Source organism: Leisingera aquaemixtae (assembly GCF_019801145.1).
Lineage (GTDB): Bacteria > Pseudomonadota > Alphaproteobacteria > Rhodobacterales > Rhodobacteraceae > Leisingera > Leisingera aquaemixtae_A.
Window position 1 is genome coordinate 541443 of record NZ_JAHVJQ010000002.1, and the last position, 16644, is coordinate 558086.

A 16644-nucleotide genomic window follows, 5' to 3' on the forward strand; every position below is an offset into this window, starting at 1 on the left:
TTTCTATATCGAACGACTTTACCGTTCGTCAAGTCGAACAAATGGGTGAAATAATGAACGCTACAGCGCCGCACCAGATGATCGCCGCGGCCATCCAGCGCGAACGCAGCCGGGCGGGCATATCGCTTTCGGCCCTTGCTGCGCGGGCGGGGATAGCCAAATCAACGCTTTCACAGCTGGAGGCCGGCAATGGCAACCCCAGTGTCGAGACCCTTTGGGCGTTGGCCGCCGCATTGGACGTTCCGCTGAGCCTGCTGTTTGAAACCGAGGCGCCTGCCACCCGGCTGATCCGTGCGGATGAAGGCGAGGTGCTGGAATCCGAACAGTCGGATTTCGCTGCCGTGCTGCTGTCGCGCTGTCCGCCGAACGTGCGCCGCGATGTCTACCGGGTAGTGATGCAGCCGGGGCAAATCCGCCGCGCCCAGCCGCATCCGCGCGGCACGGTGGAACATATGCTGGTCTGTTCCGGTCAGATGCGGGCCGGGCCGGAGGGGCAGGAGGAGACCTTGAAGCCCGGCGATTACTACACCTATCCCGGCGACCGCCCGCACAGCTACGAGGCGCTGCAGGCGGAGACGCTGTTCATGATGGTGATGGAGGCACCGTAAGCTCCGCAGGCTTCAGAAATCCGGCTTGACCCGGAACTTCAAAGCCTCACCGCTGTCCGGGTGCTTGATCCGCAATTCCTCCGAGTGCAGCATCAGGCGCGGATGTTCCAGTGCGGCGCCAGTGGCATAGAGCGGATCGCCCAGGATCGGGTGGCCCAGCGACAGCATATGCACCCGCAGCTGATGCGAACGCCCGGTCTTGGGGGTCAGCCGCACCCGTGTGGCACCGTCCTCATACTTCATCACCCGCCAGTCGGTGACGGCAGGCTTGCCGGTCTCGTGGCATACCATTTGTTTGGGCCGGTTCGGCCAGTCGACGATCAGCGGCAGGTCCACGGTGCCGCTGCGCGGCTCCAGCCTGCCTGCAATCCGCGCTACATAGGCTTTCTTCGCGGTGCGTTTTTCAAACTGCATCGACAGGTGCCGCTGCGCATGCGGGGTGAGACCAAACACCATCACGCCGGAGGTGTCGCGGTCCAGCCGGTGCACCAGCAGGGCCTCGGGGAAGGCAGCCTGGATGCGGCTGATCAGGCAATCGGCCAGATGCTCCCCGCGGCCTGGAACCGACAACAGGCCGGCAGGCTTGTTCACCGCCAAAAGTTCGGCGTCGTGGTGCAGGATTTTCAGCGGGTCCTGCGGAGGAGTGTATTCGCTTGAAACGGCCATGGCGGCTTGCCTACTGCGTGATCACGGCAAGGGCAAGCTGCGCAGCGCCGCTTTCCCGCCGCCAGCACCTTTGCTAAATTGACACTGTCCCGGCGATCCGGTAACCGGCGCGCCTCACATACACATGGGGACGATGCATGGCACGCAAACGCAAAGGGCGCGATATTTCCGGCTGGCTGGTGGTGGACAAGCCCGCGGGCCTGACCTCGACGGCGGTCGTGAACAAGGTGCGCTGGGCGCTGGATGCCAAGAAGGCTGGCCATGCGGGCACCCTGGACCCCGAAGCAACCGGCGTTCTGGCGGTGGCGCTGGGCGAAGCGACCAAGACCGTTCCCTATATCACCGACGCGCTCAAAGCCTATACCTTCACCGTGCGGCTGGGTCAGGCGACCAACACGGATGATGCCGAGGGCGAGGTGATTGCCGAAAGCACCGAACGTCCGACGGATGAACAGATCAAGGAGGCGCTGATGCCCTTCCTGGGCGAGATCATGCAGGTGCCGCCAAAGTTCTCTGCTGTGAAAATCGACGGCCAGCGTGCCTACAAGCTGGCCCGCGACGGAGAAGACGTCGAAATCGAAGCCCGTCCGCTGAGGGTGGAAGAGCTGGTCATGCTGGACCGCCCGGACCAAGACCATGTGGTGCTGGAGATGACTTGCGGCAAGGGCGGCTACGTGCGGTCGATCGCCCGCGACCTGGGGGCGGCGCTGGGCTGCCACGGCCATGTGAAGGAACTGCGCCGCATCTGGTCCGGCCCGTTTGATGCAGCCGAAGACGGGATATCGCTGGAGGAAATCGACCGCCTGGCCCGCACCCCGGAGCTGGACGCATTCCTGCGCCCGCTGGAGGAAGGCCTTGCAGATCTGCCGGAGGTCAAGTGCACCCCCGAGGGCGCCGTCCGGCTGCGCAATGGCAACCCGGGCATGGTGCTGCCCAATGACGACGTGGAATACGGGGATGAGGCCTGGGCCTCGCATGATGGGCAGGCAGTGGCCGTTGGCGTATACAAATCCGGCACCCTTCATCCCAGCAGGGTATTTGTGCAGCCGGAGTGATCCGGCTGCCAGCAGTACCTTGGGGCCGATTCTTTAGCCCCGGTAGTTGTGGAAGACGCTCAACTGAATGTGCAGGCCGTTCCGGTTGACCTCGTTGCCTTCCAGATCGTACCAGGTTTCCTCTCCGGTTTCCGAAGTATGGAGGAAGCCGGCGCTCAGGCCCGTCTGGCCTTGCAGGTTCAGCACCTCGTGACCGTCTACCAGAACGCTTGATCCGCCATCCGCTGTTTCACTCAGTGTGACCCGGCCGCGCAGGTCGTAGCTGGGGCCATGCGCCACACTGTCCTCTGGCAGAACCGCGCCGCCGGCAATCGAAACCTGCACGCTTTCCGCGGCAGGGTCAAAATCAGTGATGACCGTGCCGCCCAGCGTGCTGTCAGGGTTCACGTAGGCCCAGAAGCTGTCTGCCCCCTCGCCCCCTGTCACCAGGTCGCCGCCGGAGGCATAAATCCGGTCCTCCCCTGTTCCGCCATCCAGAGTATCCCGATTTTGGTCGATATACTCGAAGACAGAGGCGCTGTGGTTGGAGTGATAGCTGTTGTCGTTGCCGTGGATGGTGTCGCTCCCGGCGCCGCCGTGGATACTCTGTGCCCCATCGCCGCCAACCAGAATGTCGTTTCCATCGCCGCCGTTCAGGGTGCTGTCGCCTTCGGCCCAGGCCGAAACCAGGGCAGCGCCGCCTTCCAGAACCCCGCCGTCGCCATCAAAATACGCGTACAGCCGTTCAACCCCGTCTGCAGCCACCACGGTGTCGCCGTCCCCGGCCTCAACAAGCACTGTTGCTGCATTGTCCAGCTGAACCAGGTCGCCTTCGCCGTCACCTGTGGTGCCGATGAAAACGGAGGCTTCCGCATCTGAAACCCGGATCGTGTCCGTGCCTTCACCGCCAAACAGATTGTGATGCAGGACTTCGGATCCGTGCAGCCAGCCCTGATCCCGGATCTCATAGAGGGCAGAGCCGGAGCTAACACTTGCCTCGGGCAGGGCGGTTTCGCCATCGCCCGTGACCGTGATCACATCACCCCCTGCGCCGCCGTCAATCAGCGAGGCATCAGATGAGACGGAAATGGCGTTGTCTCCGCTGCCTGCGATCACCATCCTGTAAAGGTCCCCGGCTGCCGGTTCGGCGATAGTGATTTCACTGTCTTCCAACGTCACGGCGTCAAAGGAAACCTCTTCATACTCCCAGCCCTGCACAGGCAGTTGCCCTTCGAAGATGACCGAGCCCTCCGGCAGCTCCGTCACGCCGGGGAGGGAAAGAACCAGTTCTCCATCACGGGAATAGATCCCCAGGCCTTCTTCGTCCGGCAAGGGGGCAACCTGCATCCCGGTGCCGAAGTCCTCAAGAACCAGCTGGTCTTCTGACGGGTTGAAATCGGTCAGCCTGATCAGGTTCTCGCCAGCATTGGAGAAATGAGCTCCGTCCACGGAAAACCGGTCTGCGCCCTCGCCGCCGGTTCCGGTGTTGCCCTGCTGCAGGTGCAGCTGATCATCGCCGTCCCCGCCTAGAAGCACGTCAGTGTCGCCGCGGTTGCCGGTCAGGGTGTCATTGCCGCTGCCGCCAATAAGGGTGTCATCAAAGTTGACTTCACCTGTCAGCTCACGCGGGTCGTCCAGTTCTGCTGGTTCTGCCGGTTCGTCCGCTTCGAAGCTGTCATCACCGCCCATTGCCATTGCGGCAGAACCGATTGTTGCAAGCGAGAGTAAGAAAAGAAGTTCCATGGGAATCTCTTTAGGAGATCAATATCAAGGACAATGTTCAGGTATGAAGTGACTCCACCCTAGGGTGTGAAAAGTGCCTTTGCAATCAGCTGCTAACTTGATCCCGCCTACCCAAACCGGAACCGCGCTGCTTTGGCGGCAGCTCTCGCAAGAGCCGGCAGTCAGGCGGCTGTTCGCCTTTTCCTCAGGCAGGTGCGGCCGTTTCGTTGATTCCGAACACTGAATAATAATCCTGAGCGGTCAGGAGTATGGTGGCATCTGCGCCGTCTTCGGCGCTGATTTCTTCACCCGCAGCATTGCGCCAGCGGTCTTCGCTGGTGGAATAGTCGTCATGGAATGCAATGCCGACGCCTGACTGGTCGCCGGGCAGGGTGGCGATGCTTACACCGTCCATGGCGATCAGGGTGCTGTCCTGATCCGCGTCATAGTTGATGCTTAGCCCGGCTATGGCGTCCTCCAAGTGGAAATCCGGAACCCTGCTGTGGCCGGCGACAACAGGGAAATCAATCCGCAGCTGATCCTCTGATGGGTCGAAATCGCTGATTTCCGCTGCCGGGGTGCCGGGTTCAAAAACATTGGTGAAGGCGTGGAAGCTGTCTGCTCCAGCGCCGCCGGCTGCGGTGGTGCCGGGTCCGATCCACAGGTGGTCATCGCCGGCGCCGCCGTCGAGCACATCGCCATCGTCGCCGATCCTGGTCAAGTCGCCTGGGTAGTGATTGTAAGAGCCCTCGTAAAAGACCGCGCCGCTGCCGCTGAAGAGCCAGTCGTTGCCCGCGCCGCCGGTGAGCGTGTCGGCACCGCGTTCGCCAAAGATCACATCATCGCCTGCGGTGCCGTCCAGTGTGTCACCGTCCGATGTGCCGCGGATCGCATCCAGAGCGAAGGGGGCGCTGAAGCCGGGATTTTCAAAGCGCTCTGTTCGTTCAATGTCTCCATTTTCGAGCAGAAAATCCACTTCCAAAACCTCTCCCTCTGCGAGCGAAACGCCTGGCAGGGTCAGGATCGTCTTGTTGTTGAGGGTGTCGATAAAGCGGAGGCCGCCGCCGTCTTCGGTCTCGATCAGCCTAACGTAACCGGAGTGATAGGGAGTCAGTGCAAGCAGGTCGGTGCCCAGTTCAAAATCCTCGATCACCGTTTCACGGCTGCCCTGATCGCCCAGGATGAAGCGGTCTGCGCCCTCGCCGCCCTGGGCGGAGTTGCCCGCGCTCAAGTGCAGTTCGTCGTCGCCGCCGCCGCCTGCCAGCAGGTCCCGGTCGCCGGCATTGCCCGTCAGCGTGTCGTTTCCATCTCCGCCTTCCAGAACGTCATTAGTACCGGCGGTACCGGAGACTTCTATGGCTTGAACCGGCTGGTCTGGTTCTTCTGGCCCCTCCGTTTCGGATGATCCTTCAGAAGCAGCATCTGAGCCGTCATAGCCAACCGCTATGGCCGAACCTGCAAGTGCAAGAAAAATGAGAAGTTCCATATCACTCTGACTATTCGAACCGGTCAAAATCATAGCGGCAGAAATGCGCCCGCCCTTCGACTTCAGGTTGCGCGAAGACCGCTTGGAACGCAACCCCGGCCGCAGTAGAACCAGCCGCATGATCATTCGCAGCCACACCAAGGGCGACGCGCCCTCAACCGCGGTCTATTCAGATTGCGAGACCTACCGCTACAGCCTGACCCGGATCTGGGATCCGGACGGGCGGAAGGTGATGTTCGTGATGCTGAACCCCTCCACCGCCACCGAGGTGCAGAACGATCCGACAATCGAACGCTGCGAGCGCCGCGCCCGGGCGCTGGGGTTTGGCGGTTTCCGGGCCACCAACATCTTTGCCTGCCGTGTGACCGACCCGCGCGAGATGCGCCGTCTGGATGCGCCGGAAGGGCCGGGCAATATGGCGGCCATCCTGGAGGGCATGGAGTGGGCGGACATGGTGATCTGCGCCTGGGGCACCCATGGCGAACATCGCGGTCAGGGCGCGCGGGTGGCAGCTGCACTGCGGGCCACTGGCATGCTGCTCCATCATCTCGGTCTCAGCAAGGCGGGACATCCCAAGCATCCGCTGTATATCGCCTACAGCCAGCAGCCGCAGTTGTGGAAGGCGGAGGAGCGCTGTCATTAACCGTCATTAACCGATGTTCTTGTTTTGTTTTGCTTGGCGCGGGTCTTTGTACAATTGTGGCGTGAGAGTTTCGTTCCTCTTGGGTTGAGTTGGCAATGTTGTGGTTGGCAAGTTTATTGGGTTTGGTTGCGGTCGGTGGCGCGGTTCTGGTTGAGACCGAGCCCGAAGAAGAAGAGGACATCAGCGCGCAGGCTGATCCGGAGATGACGGGCGGCGGCCTTGACGGCGGATATATCGAGCCGGGCGGAGAGACTGCGGCTGCGGACGAAAGCGAGGCATTGACCCCTGAGGGCAGCGGGGCCGTGACCGGCACCGAGGACGGCGACGTTCTGGCGGGCAGCGCGCTGGAGGACAGCATCAACGGCGGCGGCGGAGACGATCAGATCGGCGGCTACGGCGGCAATGACTGGCTGGAGGGCGGCTCCGGCAGCGATGTCCTGCATGGCGGCGGCGGTGACGACAGTCTTTTGGGCGGCGAAGATGAGGATCTGCTGCATGGTGAAGACGGCGATGACGCCCTGCAAGGCGGGGACGGCGGCGACAGTCTGTTCGGGCATTTCGGCAATGACAGCCTGCTGGGCGGCGGCGGTGCGGATGTGCTGCACGGCGGCCGTGATGAAGACTGGCTTGCGGGCGGCGACGGCGCCGACTCACTGCACGGCAATGACGGCGATGACAGCCTGCTGGGCGGCGGCGGCGAAGATGCGCTGTTCGGCGGCACCGGCAATGACGTGGTGTCCGGCGCCGGGGATGGAACTGAGCAGGACTATGTAAATGGCGGCGATGGCGATGACACCCTGATTGCGGGGGCTGGGGATGTGCTGACCGGCGGCGCGGGCGCAGACCAATTCACGGCGGGCAACTGGACCGGCACCGCGGAAGGTGTACAGCTGATGGATTATGACCCGGGCGAGGACCAATTGGTGCTGGTCTGGGACTTTTCGATTGGCGAAGAACCCGCGGTCGAGGTGCAGCAAAACCCGGATGCCGAAGAGGAACATCTGATCCTTGTTGACGGCGAACCGGCCCTGCGGGTTGTCGGCGCTGAGGGGCTGACGGCTGCGGATCTCGTTCTGATCGATACCGCTTCTGCCGCTGCCGCCGGGATGCTGCCGCCGCAGACAGGAGTATGACACCAGGCGGCTGGCAGTTATCCTTTGCCTTTATGGCGTAAACATCATATACGCCCGCATCTGCCGCGATTCTGCGGCAGGTTTCTCCACGGGCCTGTGCTGGACGACATCCCGGCCTGCGCCATCCACTCTAACCTATGAAGGAGACCCCGATGTCGATCACTGCGGAAGAAAAAGCGCGCCTGATGAAAGAATTCGCAACCAAAGAAGGCGACACCGGTTCCCCGGAAGTCCAGGTTGCAATCCTGACCTCGCGCATTAACACCCTGACTGAGCACTTCAAAACCCACAAGAAGGACAACCACGGCCGCCGTGGCCTCCTGAAAATGGTTGCTCAGCGCCGCAAGCTGCTGGACTACACCAAAGGCAAGGATGAGGCCCGCTACCAGGACCTGATCAAACGCCTGGGTATCCGCCGCTAATCCGCGCATATCCGGATTTTCAGCGCCCGTTCCAAAAGGAGCGGGCGTTTTCTTTTTTATCTGCGATCTCAAGCCAAGGAGCGCTCCCGCGCCCCCAGGCCCCCCGGCTGCGCAGGGCTGCCTTTGGTCTTGGGCGTGGCCCGTGCTGCGCACGGGTGGCTCCTGCCTGCGCGGCGGGCTTTCGCGGACCGGCTGCAGATCGAAAAAGAAACGCCGCCCCGGACGGAGCGGCGTCTTGATTCTTGCCGGATGCAGTTCGGGCTTACTCGCCGTAGGGCACCCAGATGTTCTTCACCTCTGTGGCCTCCTGCAGGAAGCGCTTGGTCTGGTCCTGCATCCAGTCGGTTGCAGTGCCGTTGTTGACCCAGGTGCGCTTCAAGTTGCCTGCCGAGGCCGCTTCGATTGCCGCAGACAGATCGGTGGAGGAGAAGCTCCAGACCGCGTCCACGTTCAGATGCGAGGCCAGCGGTTTTGCCATCTCCGCGTGGCTGCCGGTCAGGATGTTCACCACGCCACCGGGCACGTCCGACGTGTCCAGCACCTGGTAGAAATCCGTCGCCGCCAGCGGGAACGGCTCGGAGGCAGCCAGCACCACCCGGTTGCCCATGGCAATGGCCGGTGCCATCACCGAGACCAGACCCAGGAGCGGCGCCTCATCCGCGCAGAGCGCGCCGATCACGCCAACCGGCTCTTTCATCGCAAGCGCCACGCCGCGGATCGGTACGCCGTGGACTTGGCCGTCGTATTTGTCGGCCCAGGCAGCGGCGGAGAACAGCCGCTGGATCGAGGCCTCGACTTCTGCCGCGCCGGTTTTCTTGCCGGTCATCGCGTCAATGCGGGCCGCGAACTCGTCTGCACGGGCAGAGAGGTTTTCGCCGATGTAATAGAGGATCTGCGCCCGCAGGTGGCCGGTGGTCTTGGACCACTTGCTTGCGCCCGCCGCGGCTTCAACTGCATTGCGCACGTCCTTGCGGTTGGCAAGTCCGGCATGGCCCAGCAAAGTGCCGGACTTGCCGTAGATGGCCTGGGAATAACCGCCGTCCGGGCGCGCCTGCTTGCCGCCGACATAGAGCTTGGCAGTACGGTCCAGCGTGTCCGCCGGGGCACCGGAGCCTTCAAACGCTTCCACCTTGGCAAGCGGTTTGGCCTTGGCTTTGGGCCGGGTATAGGCGGCAAGGCCTTCCCAGCCGCCTTCGCGGCCGAAGCCGCTTTCGCGCACGCCGCCAAAGCCTGCAGCGGCATCGAACATGTTGGTTCCGTTGACCCACACCACGCCGGCCGCCAGTTTCGGCGCCATGTCCAGGGCCAGGTTCACGTTTTCGGTCCAGACAGTCGCAGCCAGCCCGTAACGGGTGTTGCTGGCCAGCTCCACCGCTTCTTCGGGGGTGCGGAACGTGCAGGAGACCAGGACAGGGCCAAAGATCTCCTCCTGCATCAGCGGATCGGCAGGCGACAGGCCTTCGATCAGTGTCGGCGGGTAGAAGCAGCCCTCCGCGGGCATTTCGACCCGTGCCTGGTGCATGCTGCCCGCGGTGTTGGCCGCGACCATGCTGCTGATGGTGTCCAGCTGCACCGGGTCCACCACCGCACCGACGTCGATGCATTTGTCCAGCGGGTTGCCGACGCGCAGGCCGTCCATGCGGGCCTTCAGCTTGGTGTGGAAGCGGTCTGCGATGCCCTCTTGCACCAGGAGCCGGGAACCGGCGCAGCAGACTTGGCCTTGGTTGAACCAGATTGCGTCCACCAGGCCTTCTATGGCGGAATCAATATCCGCGTCGTCAAACACGATGTAGGGCGACTTGCCGCCCAGCTCCAGCGTCAGCGCCTTGCCACTGCCTGCGGTGGCTTCGCGGATCCTGCGGCCGACGGAGGTGGAGCCGGTAAAGGCAATCTTGTCCACGTCCGCGGCGGTGATCATCTGGCCCACGGCGCCGTCGCCGGTCACGATGTTGACGACGCCCTTGGGCAGGCCTGCCTGGCGGCAGATGTCAGCAAACAGCAGTGCGGTCAGCGAGGTGTATTCCGCGGGCTTCAGCACCACGGTGTTGCCCATGGCAATGGCCGGCGCAATTTTCCACGCCAGCATCAGGAGCGGGAAGTTCCAGGGGATGATCTGGCCGCAGACACCCAAGGCTTCGGCATCCGGCAGCTCGCTGTCCATCAGCTGGGCCATCCCGGCGTGGTAGTAGAAATGCCGCTGCGCCAGGGGGATGTCGATGTCGCGGCTCTCACGGATCGGCTTGCCGTTGTCCAGCGTTTCCAGGACGGCAAACAGGCGGGCGTGCTTTTGCAGCAGACGCGCGATGGCATAAAGGTATTTGGCACGGCCTGCGCCGCCAAGACCGGCCCAGGCGCCCTGCGCCTTGCGGGCGGCCTCAACCGCTGCATCCACATCGGCTTGCGTGGCTTGAGTCAGCGTGGCCAGCACCTCGCCGGTAGCCGGGTTCTTGCTGTCGAAACCGTCGCCGGGGGCAGTGAATTCACCGTTGATGAAATGGCCGAACCGGCTGCCCTGGTCAACCAGCCAGGCCAGAGCCTCGGCAGCGCTTTCGGGGGCGGGACCGTATTCCATGGTGTCGAAGATCTCTTTGATGGTCATCTGTTCAGCCCTCAGCCCATCGCGTGGCGGTAGCCGGCGGAGTATGCCCCGGTGACATGGTGTTCCAGCTGGCGCTCGATATCGCCCAAGAGCGACGAGGCGCCAAAACGGAACAGGTCGGGCTGCAGCCAGCGGTCGCCCAGCTCATCCTTCATCAGCGCCAGATAGACCAGCGCGTCCTTGGCCTTGGAAATGCCGCCTGCGGGCTTGTAACCGACGCGGTATCCGGTGCGGTCGTAGTAATCGCGGATGGCGCGGATCATCACCAGCGACACCGGCAGCGTGGCGTTGACGCTTTCCTTGCCGGTGGAGGTCTTGATGAAGTCGGCGCCAGCCATCATGCAGACCAGCGAGGCGCGCGCGACGTTCCGCAGGCTGCCCAACTCGCCGGTCGCGAGGATTGCCTTCACATGGGCATCGCCGCAGGCTTGGCGGAAGGCTTTCATCTCGTCATACAGCGCCTGCCAGTTGCCCTGCAGCACATGGCGGCGGGTGATCACGATGTCGATCTCCTCGGCGCCATCCTTGACGCTCTCCTCGATCTCCGCGACCCGCAGGTGGAACGGCGACAGGCCGGCCGGGAAGCCGGTGGAGACGGCGGCAACCGGGATGCCGGTGCCTTCCAGCGCCTTGACCGCGGTCGGGATCATGTCGTGATAAACGCAGACCGCACCGGTGGTGAGGCCCTCCATCCCCAGCGTGCGCAGAAGGCCTGCGCTTACCGGCTGGCGCGCCTTGGCGCACAGACGGCGGACACGGCCCTCGGTGTCGTCACCGGACAGGGTCGTGAGGTCGATCAGGCTGATCGCCTTCAAGAGCCAGGCGGCCTGGTGGTCCTTCTTGACGCTGCGGCGGCCCGGCAGGGTGGCGCAGCGGCGTTCAATGGCCGACGTATTGGCCTGCACGGCAGCGACCCAGTCCAGGTCCAGATCCATGCCCGGATTGCGCGGCTCGGCCAGCTGCGGCAGCTGCGCGCTTCGTTCAGCGGTTTGGCTATCCATTGGAATTCCTCGGAAGAGTTCCGTGCGAAAATCGCACGGGTGCGGCATATTGGCAAGCGAGCGGCCCCGCAGACGGGCATATTTTTTGACTAAATGGACAAAAAATCAAGGGGCAGGGCCTGTGCCCGCGCGGAAAGCCGCTGGGGTCTGGCTCTATTGGGCGACTTTTCTAATTATTATCACTGCTGAGGAGCGGCTGCGCATTCCGGTGGCAGAATCGGCCATACATGCTAAATTTAGCGGTATGAGCAGTGCAGAACCCCATATCCGCGAAAAATCGGCGTCAGACGTCCGGCCGGTCATCCGCCAGCTGGACGACAGCGCCATCAACCGGATTGCCGCGGGCGAGGTGGTGGAGCGCCCCGCATCCGCCGTGAAGGAACTGGTGGAAAACGCCATTGACGCCGGGGCCACGCGGATCACGGTGGAGATTGCCGATGGCGGCAAGACGCTGATCCGGGTCACTGACGATGGCTGCGGAATGACGCCGGAGGACCTGCCGCTGGCGCTGAGCCGCCATGCGACCTCCAAGATCGACGGCACGGATCTGCTGAACATCCACACTTTCGGCTTCCGGGGCGAGGCGTTGCCCTCGCTTGGCGCTGTCGGGCGGCTGACCATCACCAGCCGTGCGCCGGGGCATGAGGCGGCGCAGATCCGGGTTTCAGGCGGCAAGCTGGAGCCGGTGAAGCCTGCTGCCCTTCGGGCAGGCACCATTGTCGAACTGCGCGACCTGTTCTTTGCCACGCCTGCGCGGCTCAAGTTCATGCGCACCGACCGGGCGGAGGCGCAGGCAATCGGGGACACGGTAAAGCGCCTGGCGATGGCTGAGCCTTCGGTTGGCTTCACCCTGCGCGATGTCTCCGGCGGCGGCGAGGGGCGGGTGACCTTTCGCGCCGATCCCTTGTCAGGCGACCTTTTCGATGCGCTGCACGGGCGTCTGGCTTCTGTGCTGGGACGGGAATTTGCCGAAAACGCGCTGAAGATCGACGCCAGCCGCGAGGGAATCCGGCTTTATGGCTATGCGGCGCTGCCGACCTATTCCCGCGGCGCGGCGGTGGCGCAGTTCCTGTTTGTGAACACAAGGCCGGTTAGGGACAAAATGCTGACCGGCGCGCTCAGGGCGGCCTATTTCGATTTCCTCAGCCGCGACCGGCACCCGGCGGCGGCGCTGTTCATCGATTGTGATCCGCAATTGGTGGACGTGAACGTGCATCCGGCGAAATCCGAGGTGCGGTTCAGGGATCCCGGTCTGGCACGCGGGCTGATCGTCTCTTCCCTGCGCCATGCGCTGGCAGAGGCCGGGCACCGCGCCTCGACCACCGTGGCTGGTGCCACGCTCGGAGCAATGAAGGTAGAACAGCCCACCGCGAGCGGTGCCCCCCGGATCTATCAGATGGACCGGCCCTCCTATGGCGCACGGGCGGCATCTTATACAGCGCAGCAGCCAGAGAGCTTTGCGCCCGCACCCGCCTACCAGCCCCCGGCGTCTCCGGGTTTTGCCGAGCTGGCCGGTGCCTACAGCGGCCGGGTGACAGAACCGCCCGAGGCCCCGATGGCCCCGGGTCAGCCCTCGGATGCGACTGAGGGCACCGCGCCCGGGGCCGAAGCCCTGCCGCTGGGCGCGGCGCGCGGCCAGGTGCATGAGAACTACATCATCGCCCAGACCGCCGACGGCATGGTGATTGTAGACCAGCACGCCGCGCATGAGCGGCTGGTCTATGAAAAGCTGAAACGCCAGATGGCCGAAAACGGCGTCGCGGCGCAGGCGCTGCTGATCCCAGAAATCATCGAGCTCAGCGACAACGACTGCGCCTGCCTCTTGGGGGTGGCCGATGATCTGGCGAAATTCGGCCTTGGCATCGAGGCGTTCGGCGGCAACGCTATTGCCGTGCGGGAAACCCCGGCGATCCTGGGCGAAGTGAATGCCGAGGCGATGATCAAGGACATCCTGGATGAGCTGTCGGACCAGGGCGAAAGCCAGCTGGTGCAGGCGCGGGTTGAGGCGATCCTGAGCCGGGTTGCCTGCCATGGCTCGATCCGCTCCGGCCGCCGGATGCGGGGTGAGGAGATGAACGCGCTGCTGCGGGAGATGGAGGCGACCCCCCATTCCGGCCAGTGCAACCATGGCCGGCCTACCTATGTGGAATTGAAACTGGCAGATATCGAGCGCCTGTTCGGGCGCAGCTGAACTATAACCCCCGGTAAACGGAGGACGAGCAGTGACATTGGAACAGGCCCAATGGGCGATCTACGCGCTGGCCGGATTGGTCGCGCTTCTGGCGCTGGCGGGGCTGCGTCTGCGCGGCACGGCACGGCAGCTCGAACACGTGAACGCAGACCAGCGCAGCCATATTGCCGGGCTGAGGGCCGAGGCGGCCCGGTTGCCGGAGTTGATGGATGAGCTGGCCACCCTGCGCCGCACCAGCGAGAACGAGCGGGCGGCCCGCTATCAGGCGGAAGCGCAGGTGCAGGCGCTGAAGGCGGAGCACGCGGCGCGGCTGGAAGAACTGCAGCACATGAACCAGCAGATGGAGCACAAGTTTGCCTCGCTGGCCTCGGGCGTTTTGAAGCAGAACTCCGAGAGCTTCCTGAGCCTGGTCAGCGAGCGGTTTCAGGCCCACAGCAAGACAGCAGATGAGGATCTGGCCAAGCGCCACGCCGCGATCGAAGGCCTGGTGAAACCGCTGGACCAGAAGCTGGGCCAGTTCGGCGAGCGGATCAAGGAGATCGAGCAGGCCCGCAACGAGGCCTACGGCGCGATCAAGGCGCAGGTGAAACACTTGGCAGATGGGCAGGCCGCGCTGGGCGGCGAAACCCGCAAGCTGGTGCAGGCCCTGCGGGCGCCGAAAACCCGCGGCCGCTGGGGCGAGATGCAGCTGCGGCAGGTGTTCGAGATGGCTGGCATGGCCGAGCATGTGGACTACGAACTGGAGAAGAGCGTCGGCACCGATGAGGGCCTGCGCCGCCCCGACGCGGTGGTGCGCATTCCCGGCGGCAAAAGCATCGTGGTGGATGCAAAGACTCCGCTGGAGGCCTATCTGGATGCGCTGGAAGCGGAAACGCCGGATCAGCAGCAGGCGGCGCTGGCGCGGCATGCCAGCCACGTGAAAACCCATGTGCGGCAGCTGGCCTCCAAATCCTATCAAAGCGCGCTGGGCGAGACGCCGGATTTCGTGGTGATGTTCATCCCCGGTGAAACCTTCGTGTCGGCCGCGGCGGAAGCGGACCCGGGCCTGATCGAATACGCCTTTGAGAACAAGGTTCTGATCGCCACTCCGACCACGCTGATGGCCCTGGTCAAGTCGATTGCCTATGGCTGGCAGCAGGAGAAGATGGCAGAAAACGCGGTTGAAGTTCAGAAGACCGCCAAGGAGCTATATGACCGGCTGGCGACCTTCTCCAAGAACTTGGCGTCGGTAGGGCGGTCGCTGTCTTCCTCGGTGAACAACTACAACAAGGCGGTGGGCTCTCTGGAAGCGCGGGTGCTGCCGTCGGCCCGAAGGTTTGAGGCGATGGGCGTAGTCGCCAACGGGGCTGAGCTGGAGGACCCTGGCCAGGTGGAGGTCGAGCCGCGCCAGGTGGCGCTTTTGGCGGATGAGTAGATGCGGCTGCTGCCGGCTCTGAAAGCTCTGAGGCCGGAAGAGTCGGCCCTGCTGAGCGCTGCGGAGGTCGAGGCCGAGCGCATCGTCGCGCTTTTGCGGATTGCGGTGGCGCTGGGCCTGATGATGGCAATGATGCTGGCCGTTGAGTCCGTACGGGTGATTGACGAGCCGCATTTGCGGCGCCAGGTCGGGCTGGCGGCAGTCACCATGCTGTCTTACCTGGCGGTCGGCGTGCTGATCTATTGGGCAATCGGCAAGGGGCTGTTCAAAGCCTGGATGATCTGGCCGGCGGTTTTGGCGGATTGCTCCTTTCTGCTGCTGAACACCTTTCTTTCGCTGCTGAACACAGGTGTGCCCGGCGGCGCAGTCTTTGTCATGCCCGCTGTTTGGATGGCGCCCGTCGTGCTGGCTTTCGGAGTGCTGCGGCTGAGCCCCTTGCGGCTTGCAGTGATGGTGGTTCTGGTGGCCGTTGGGTTCGGCTGGATGATCCTGTGGCAGCCGCCTGCAACCACGCCGGATCTGGTCGGAAGGATCAGGCTTTCCCTGGATTCACCTCCGAACTTCATGCGGCTGGTTATGCTGTGCCTGGCAGGCGTGGTTCTGGTTGTGGCCGCGGTGCGGATGCGGGCCCTTCTGCACAGGTCCATCGAAGAAGCCCGCCAAAAGGCAAATCTGACCCGTTACCTGCCGTCTCAGTTGGCTGACCGCCTGGCAGGCGGCGGGCTGGAGGCGATGCAGGAGGGCCGCCAGCAGCAGATGGCGATCCTGTTCATCGACATCCGCGGCTTCACCAGCTGGTGCGAGGGCCGCGAGCCGCAGGAGGTGAGCCGCCTGATTACCGAATTCAGGGGCCGGGTCGAGGAGGTGGCGGCCCGGACTGGCGGACTGATCGACAAATATATCGGCGACGCGGCGATGATCCTGTTTGATGGCGAGCGGGCGGCGGCGCGGGCGCTGGATTGCGCGGAAGGCCTGCTGGCGCACATGGAGGACTGGCGGAAGACGCGGGAGCAGGCCGGGGACACCGGTTTGGGTGTCGGGGTTGGGGTGCATTGGGGAGAGGTGTTCTCGGGTGTGACCGGCACCTCGGCGCGGCTGGAGTATTCCGTCTTCGGCGACACGGTGAACACCGCGGCGCGGCTGGAGCAGCTGACCAAGGCGCAAGGCATGCCGCTGATAGTTTCAGCCGATCTGCTGGCGGAGGCCGGGGCAGAGCCCGCGCGCGAGGGCTGGACCGCGCTGCCGGCGGAGGTCTTGCGCGGGCGCAGCAAGGGGCTTGCACTCTTCGGCAAGGCGCAGGGCTAGCCGCCTCTCCATTTGCCCCAGATCAAAGACTTAGGTGTTTTCTTGACTGTTTGATATGCTGAGGCTGCGAACAGAAGGAATGGAGCAATGCTGGAGATCTCAGTCCGCAAGGTGGCACAGGTGGCGATGATGGCCCGGGAGCTAGGCCGGGCCGAGGGTGAGCTGCGCGCCTTTATCGACCGGATGAGCGAGGACCAGCAATCCGAACTGGTCGGCATCATGTGGGTCGGCCGCGGAAGTTTCGAACCGGAGGAGCTGGCCGAGGCGATTTATACCGCCCGGCAGGAAGCGACCACACCGACTGTGGACTACCTGCTCGGCACGCCGCATCTGGCCGACAACCTGGAAGCCGGCCTGGAGGCGCTGGGCATTGACGTGAACGACGTCGAGGATGATGTGATCGGCCGCTGAGGCTGCTGC

General features: G+C 63.8%; 14 protein-coding genes. 9 read left to right on the plus strand and 5 right to left on the minus strand.

Annotation, left to right across the window (positions count from 1 at the left end; all coding sequences use genetic code 11):
- Positions 1 to 53: 53 nt before the first annotated feature.
- The gene (locus KUW17_RS07190) at positions 54 to 608 is read left to right on the plus strand and encodes a helix-turn-helix domain-containing protein (RefSeq protein WP_261397047.1); all 555 of its coding nucleotides are present in this window, start codon (positions 54 to 56) and stop codon (positions 606 to 608) included.
- A 12-nt stretch (positions 609 to 620) separates the two neighbouring features.
- Here KUW17_RS07190 and KUW17_RS07195 read toward each other — a convergent pair whose 3' ends face one another.
- The gene (locus KUW17_RS07195) at positions 621 to 1274 is read right to left on the minus strand and encodes an RluA family pseudouridine synthase (protein WP_222477350.1); all 654 of its coding nucleotides are present in this window, start codon (positions 1272 to 1274) and stop codon (positions 621 to 623) included.
- Between the two features lie 137 nt (positions 1275 to 1411).
- On the opposite strand from KUW17_RS07195, the gene truB reads away from it, so the two are divergent.
- Positions 1412 to 2329, plus strand: a complete 918-nt coding sequence (truB, locus tag KUW17_RS07200; RefSeq protein WP_222477352.1) for a tRNA pseudouridine(55) synthase TruB — start codon at positions 1412 to 1414, stop codon at positions 2327 to 2329.
- Positions 2330 to 2362: 33 nt separating this feature from the next.
- Here truB and KUW17_RS07205 read toward each other — a convergent pair whose 3' ends face one another.
- Both KUW17_RS07205 and KUW17_RS07210 read right to left on the minus strand, forming a co-directional pair.
- A complete protein-coding gene (locus KUW17_RS07205) occupies positions 2363 to 4051 on the minus strand; it encodes a calcium-binding protein (RefSeq protein ID WP_222477354.1) in 1689 nt (562 codons plus the stop codon).
- Positions 4052 to 4235: 184 nt separating this feature from the next.
- Positions 4236 to 5516 carry a hypothetical protein gene (locus tag KUW17_RS07210; protein WP_261397048.1) on the minus strand — a complete coding sequence of 427 codons (1281 nt, stop codon included), beginning with the start codon at positions 5514 to 5516 and terminating at the stop codon, positions 4236 to 4238.
- A 118-nt stretch (positions 5517 to 5634) separates the two neighbouring features.
- Here KUW17_RS07210 and KUW17_RS07215 point away from each other — a divergent pair, with 118 nt between their 5' ends.
- The 3 genes from KUW17_RS07215 to rpsO all read left to right on the plus strand — a co-directional run bounded on the left by KUW17_RS07215 (position 5635) and on the right by rpsO (position 7714).
- Positions 5635 to 6159, plus strand: a complete 525-nt coding sequence (locus KUW17_RS07215; protein WP_222477358.1) for a DUF1643 domain-containing protein — start codon at positions 5635 to 5637, stop codon at positions 6157 to 6159.
- A gap of 116 nt (positions 6160 to 6275) precedes the next feature.
- A complete protein-coding gene (locus KUW17_RS07220; RefSeq protein ID WP_261397049.1) occupies positions 6276 to 7292 on the plus strand; it encodes a calcium-binding protein in 1017 nt (338 codons plus the stop codon).
- Between the two features lie 152 nt (positions 7293 to 7444).
- The gene (gene rpsO / locus KUW17_RS07225) at positions 7445 to 7714 is read left to right on the plus strand and encodes a 30S ribosomal protein S15 (protein WP_019295116.1); all 270 of its coding nucleotides are present in this window, start codon (positions 7445 to 7447) and stop codon (positions 7712 to 7714) included.
- 262 nt (positions 7715 to 7976) lie between these two features.
- On the opposite strand, the gene KUW17_RS07230 is transcribed toward rpsO, so the two are convergent.
- Together KUW17_RS07230 and deoC are read right to left on the minus strand one after the other, a co-directional pair.
- Positions 7977 to 10313, minus strand: a complete 2337-nt coding sequence (locus tag KUW17_RS07230) for an aldehyde dehydrogenase family protein (protein ID WP_222477361.1) — start codon at positions 10311 to 10313, stop codon at positions 7977 to 7979.
- An 11-nt stretch (positions 10314 to 10324) separates the two neighbouring features.
- Positions 10325 to 11314: a deoxyribose-phosphate aldolase gene (gene deoC / locus KUW17_RS07235; protein ID WP_222477369.1), complete on the minus strand. Its 990-nt coding sequence runs from the start codon at positions 11312 to 11314 to the stop codon at positions 10325 to 10327.
- Positions 11315 to 11558: 244 nt separating this feature from the next.
- Between deoC and mutL the strand changes: the two genes are divergently transcribed.
- The 4 genes from mutL to KUW17_RS07255 all read left to right on the plus strand — a co-directional run bounded on the left by mutL (position 11559) and on the right by KUW17_RS07255 (position 16635).
- On the plus strand, positions 11559 to 13505 hold the full coding sequence (gene mutL, locus KUW17_RS07240; RefSeq protein WP_222477376.1) for a DNA mismatch repair endonuclease MutL: 1947 nt from the start codon (positions 11559 to 11561) through the stop codon (positions 13503 to 13505).
- Positions 13506 to 13536: 31 nt separating this feature from the next.
- Entirely contained in the window at positions 13537 to 14919 is a 1383-nt protein-coding gene (rmuC, locus tag KUW17_RS07245) for a DNA recombination protein RmuC (RefSeq protein WP_222477378.1), read from the plus strand.
- Positions 14920 to 16224 carry an adenylate/guanylate cyclase domain-containing protein gene (locus tag KUW17_RS07250; protein WP_222477380.1) on the plus strand — a complete coding sequence of 435 codons (1305 nt, stop codon included), beginning with the start codon at positions 14920 to 14922 and terminating at the stop codon, positions 16222 to 16224.
- A gap of 87 nt (positions 16225 to 16311) precedes the next feature.
- On the plus strand, positions 16312 to 16635 hold the full coding sequence (locus KUW17_RS07255; RefSeq protein WP_039193284.1) for a DUF3775 domain-containing protein: 324 nt from the start codon (positions 16312 to 16314) through the stop codon (positions 16633 to 16635).
- The last annotated feature ends 9 nt before the right edge of the window (positions 16636 to 16644 follow it).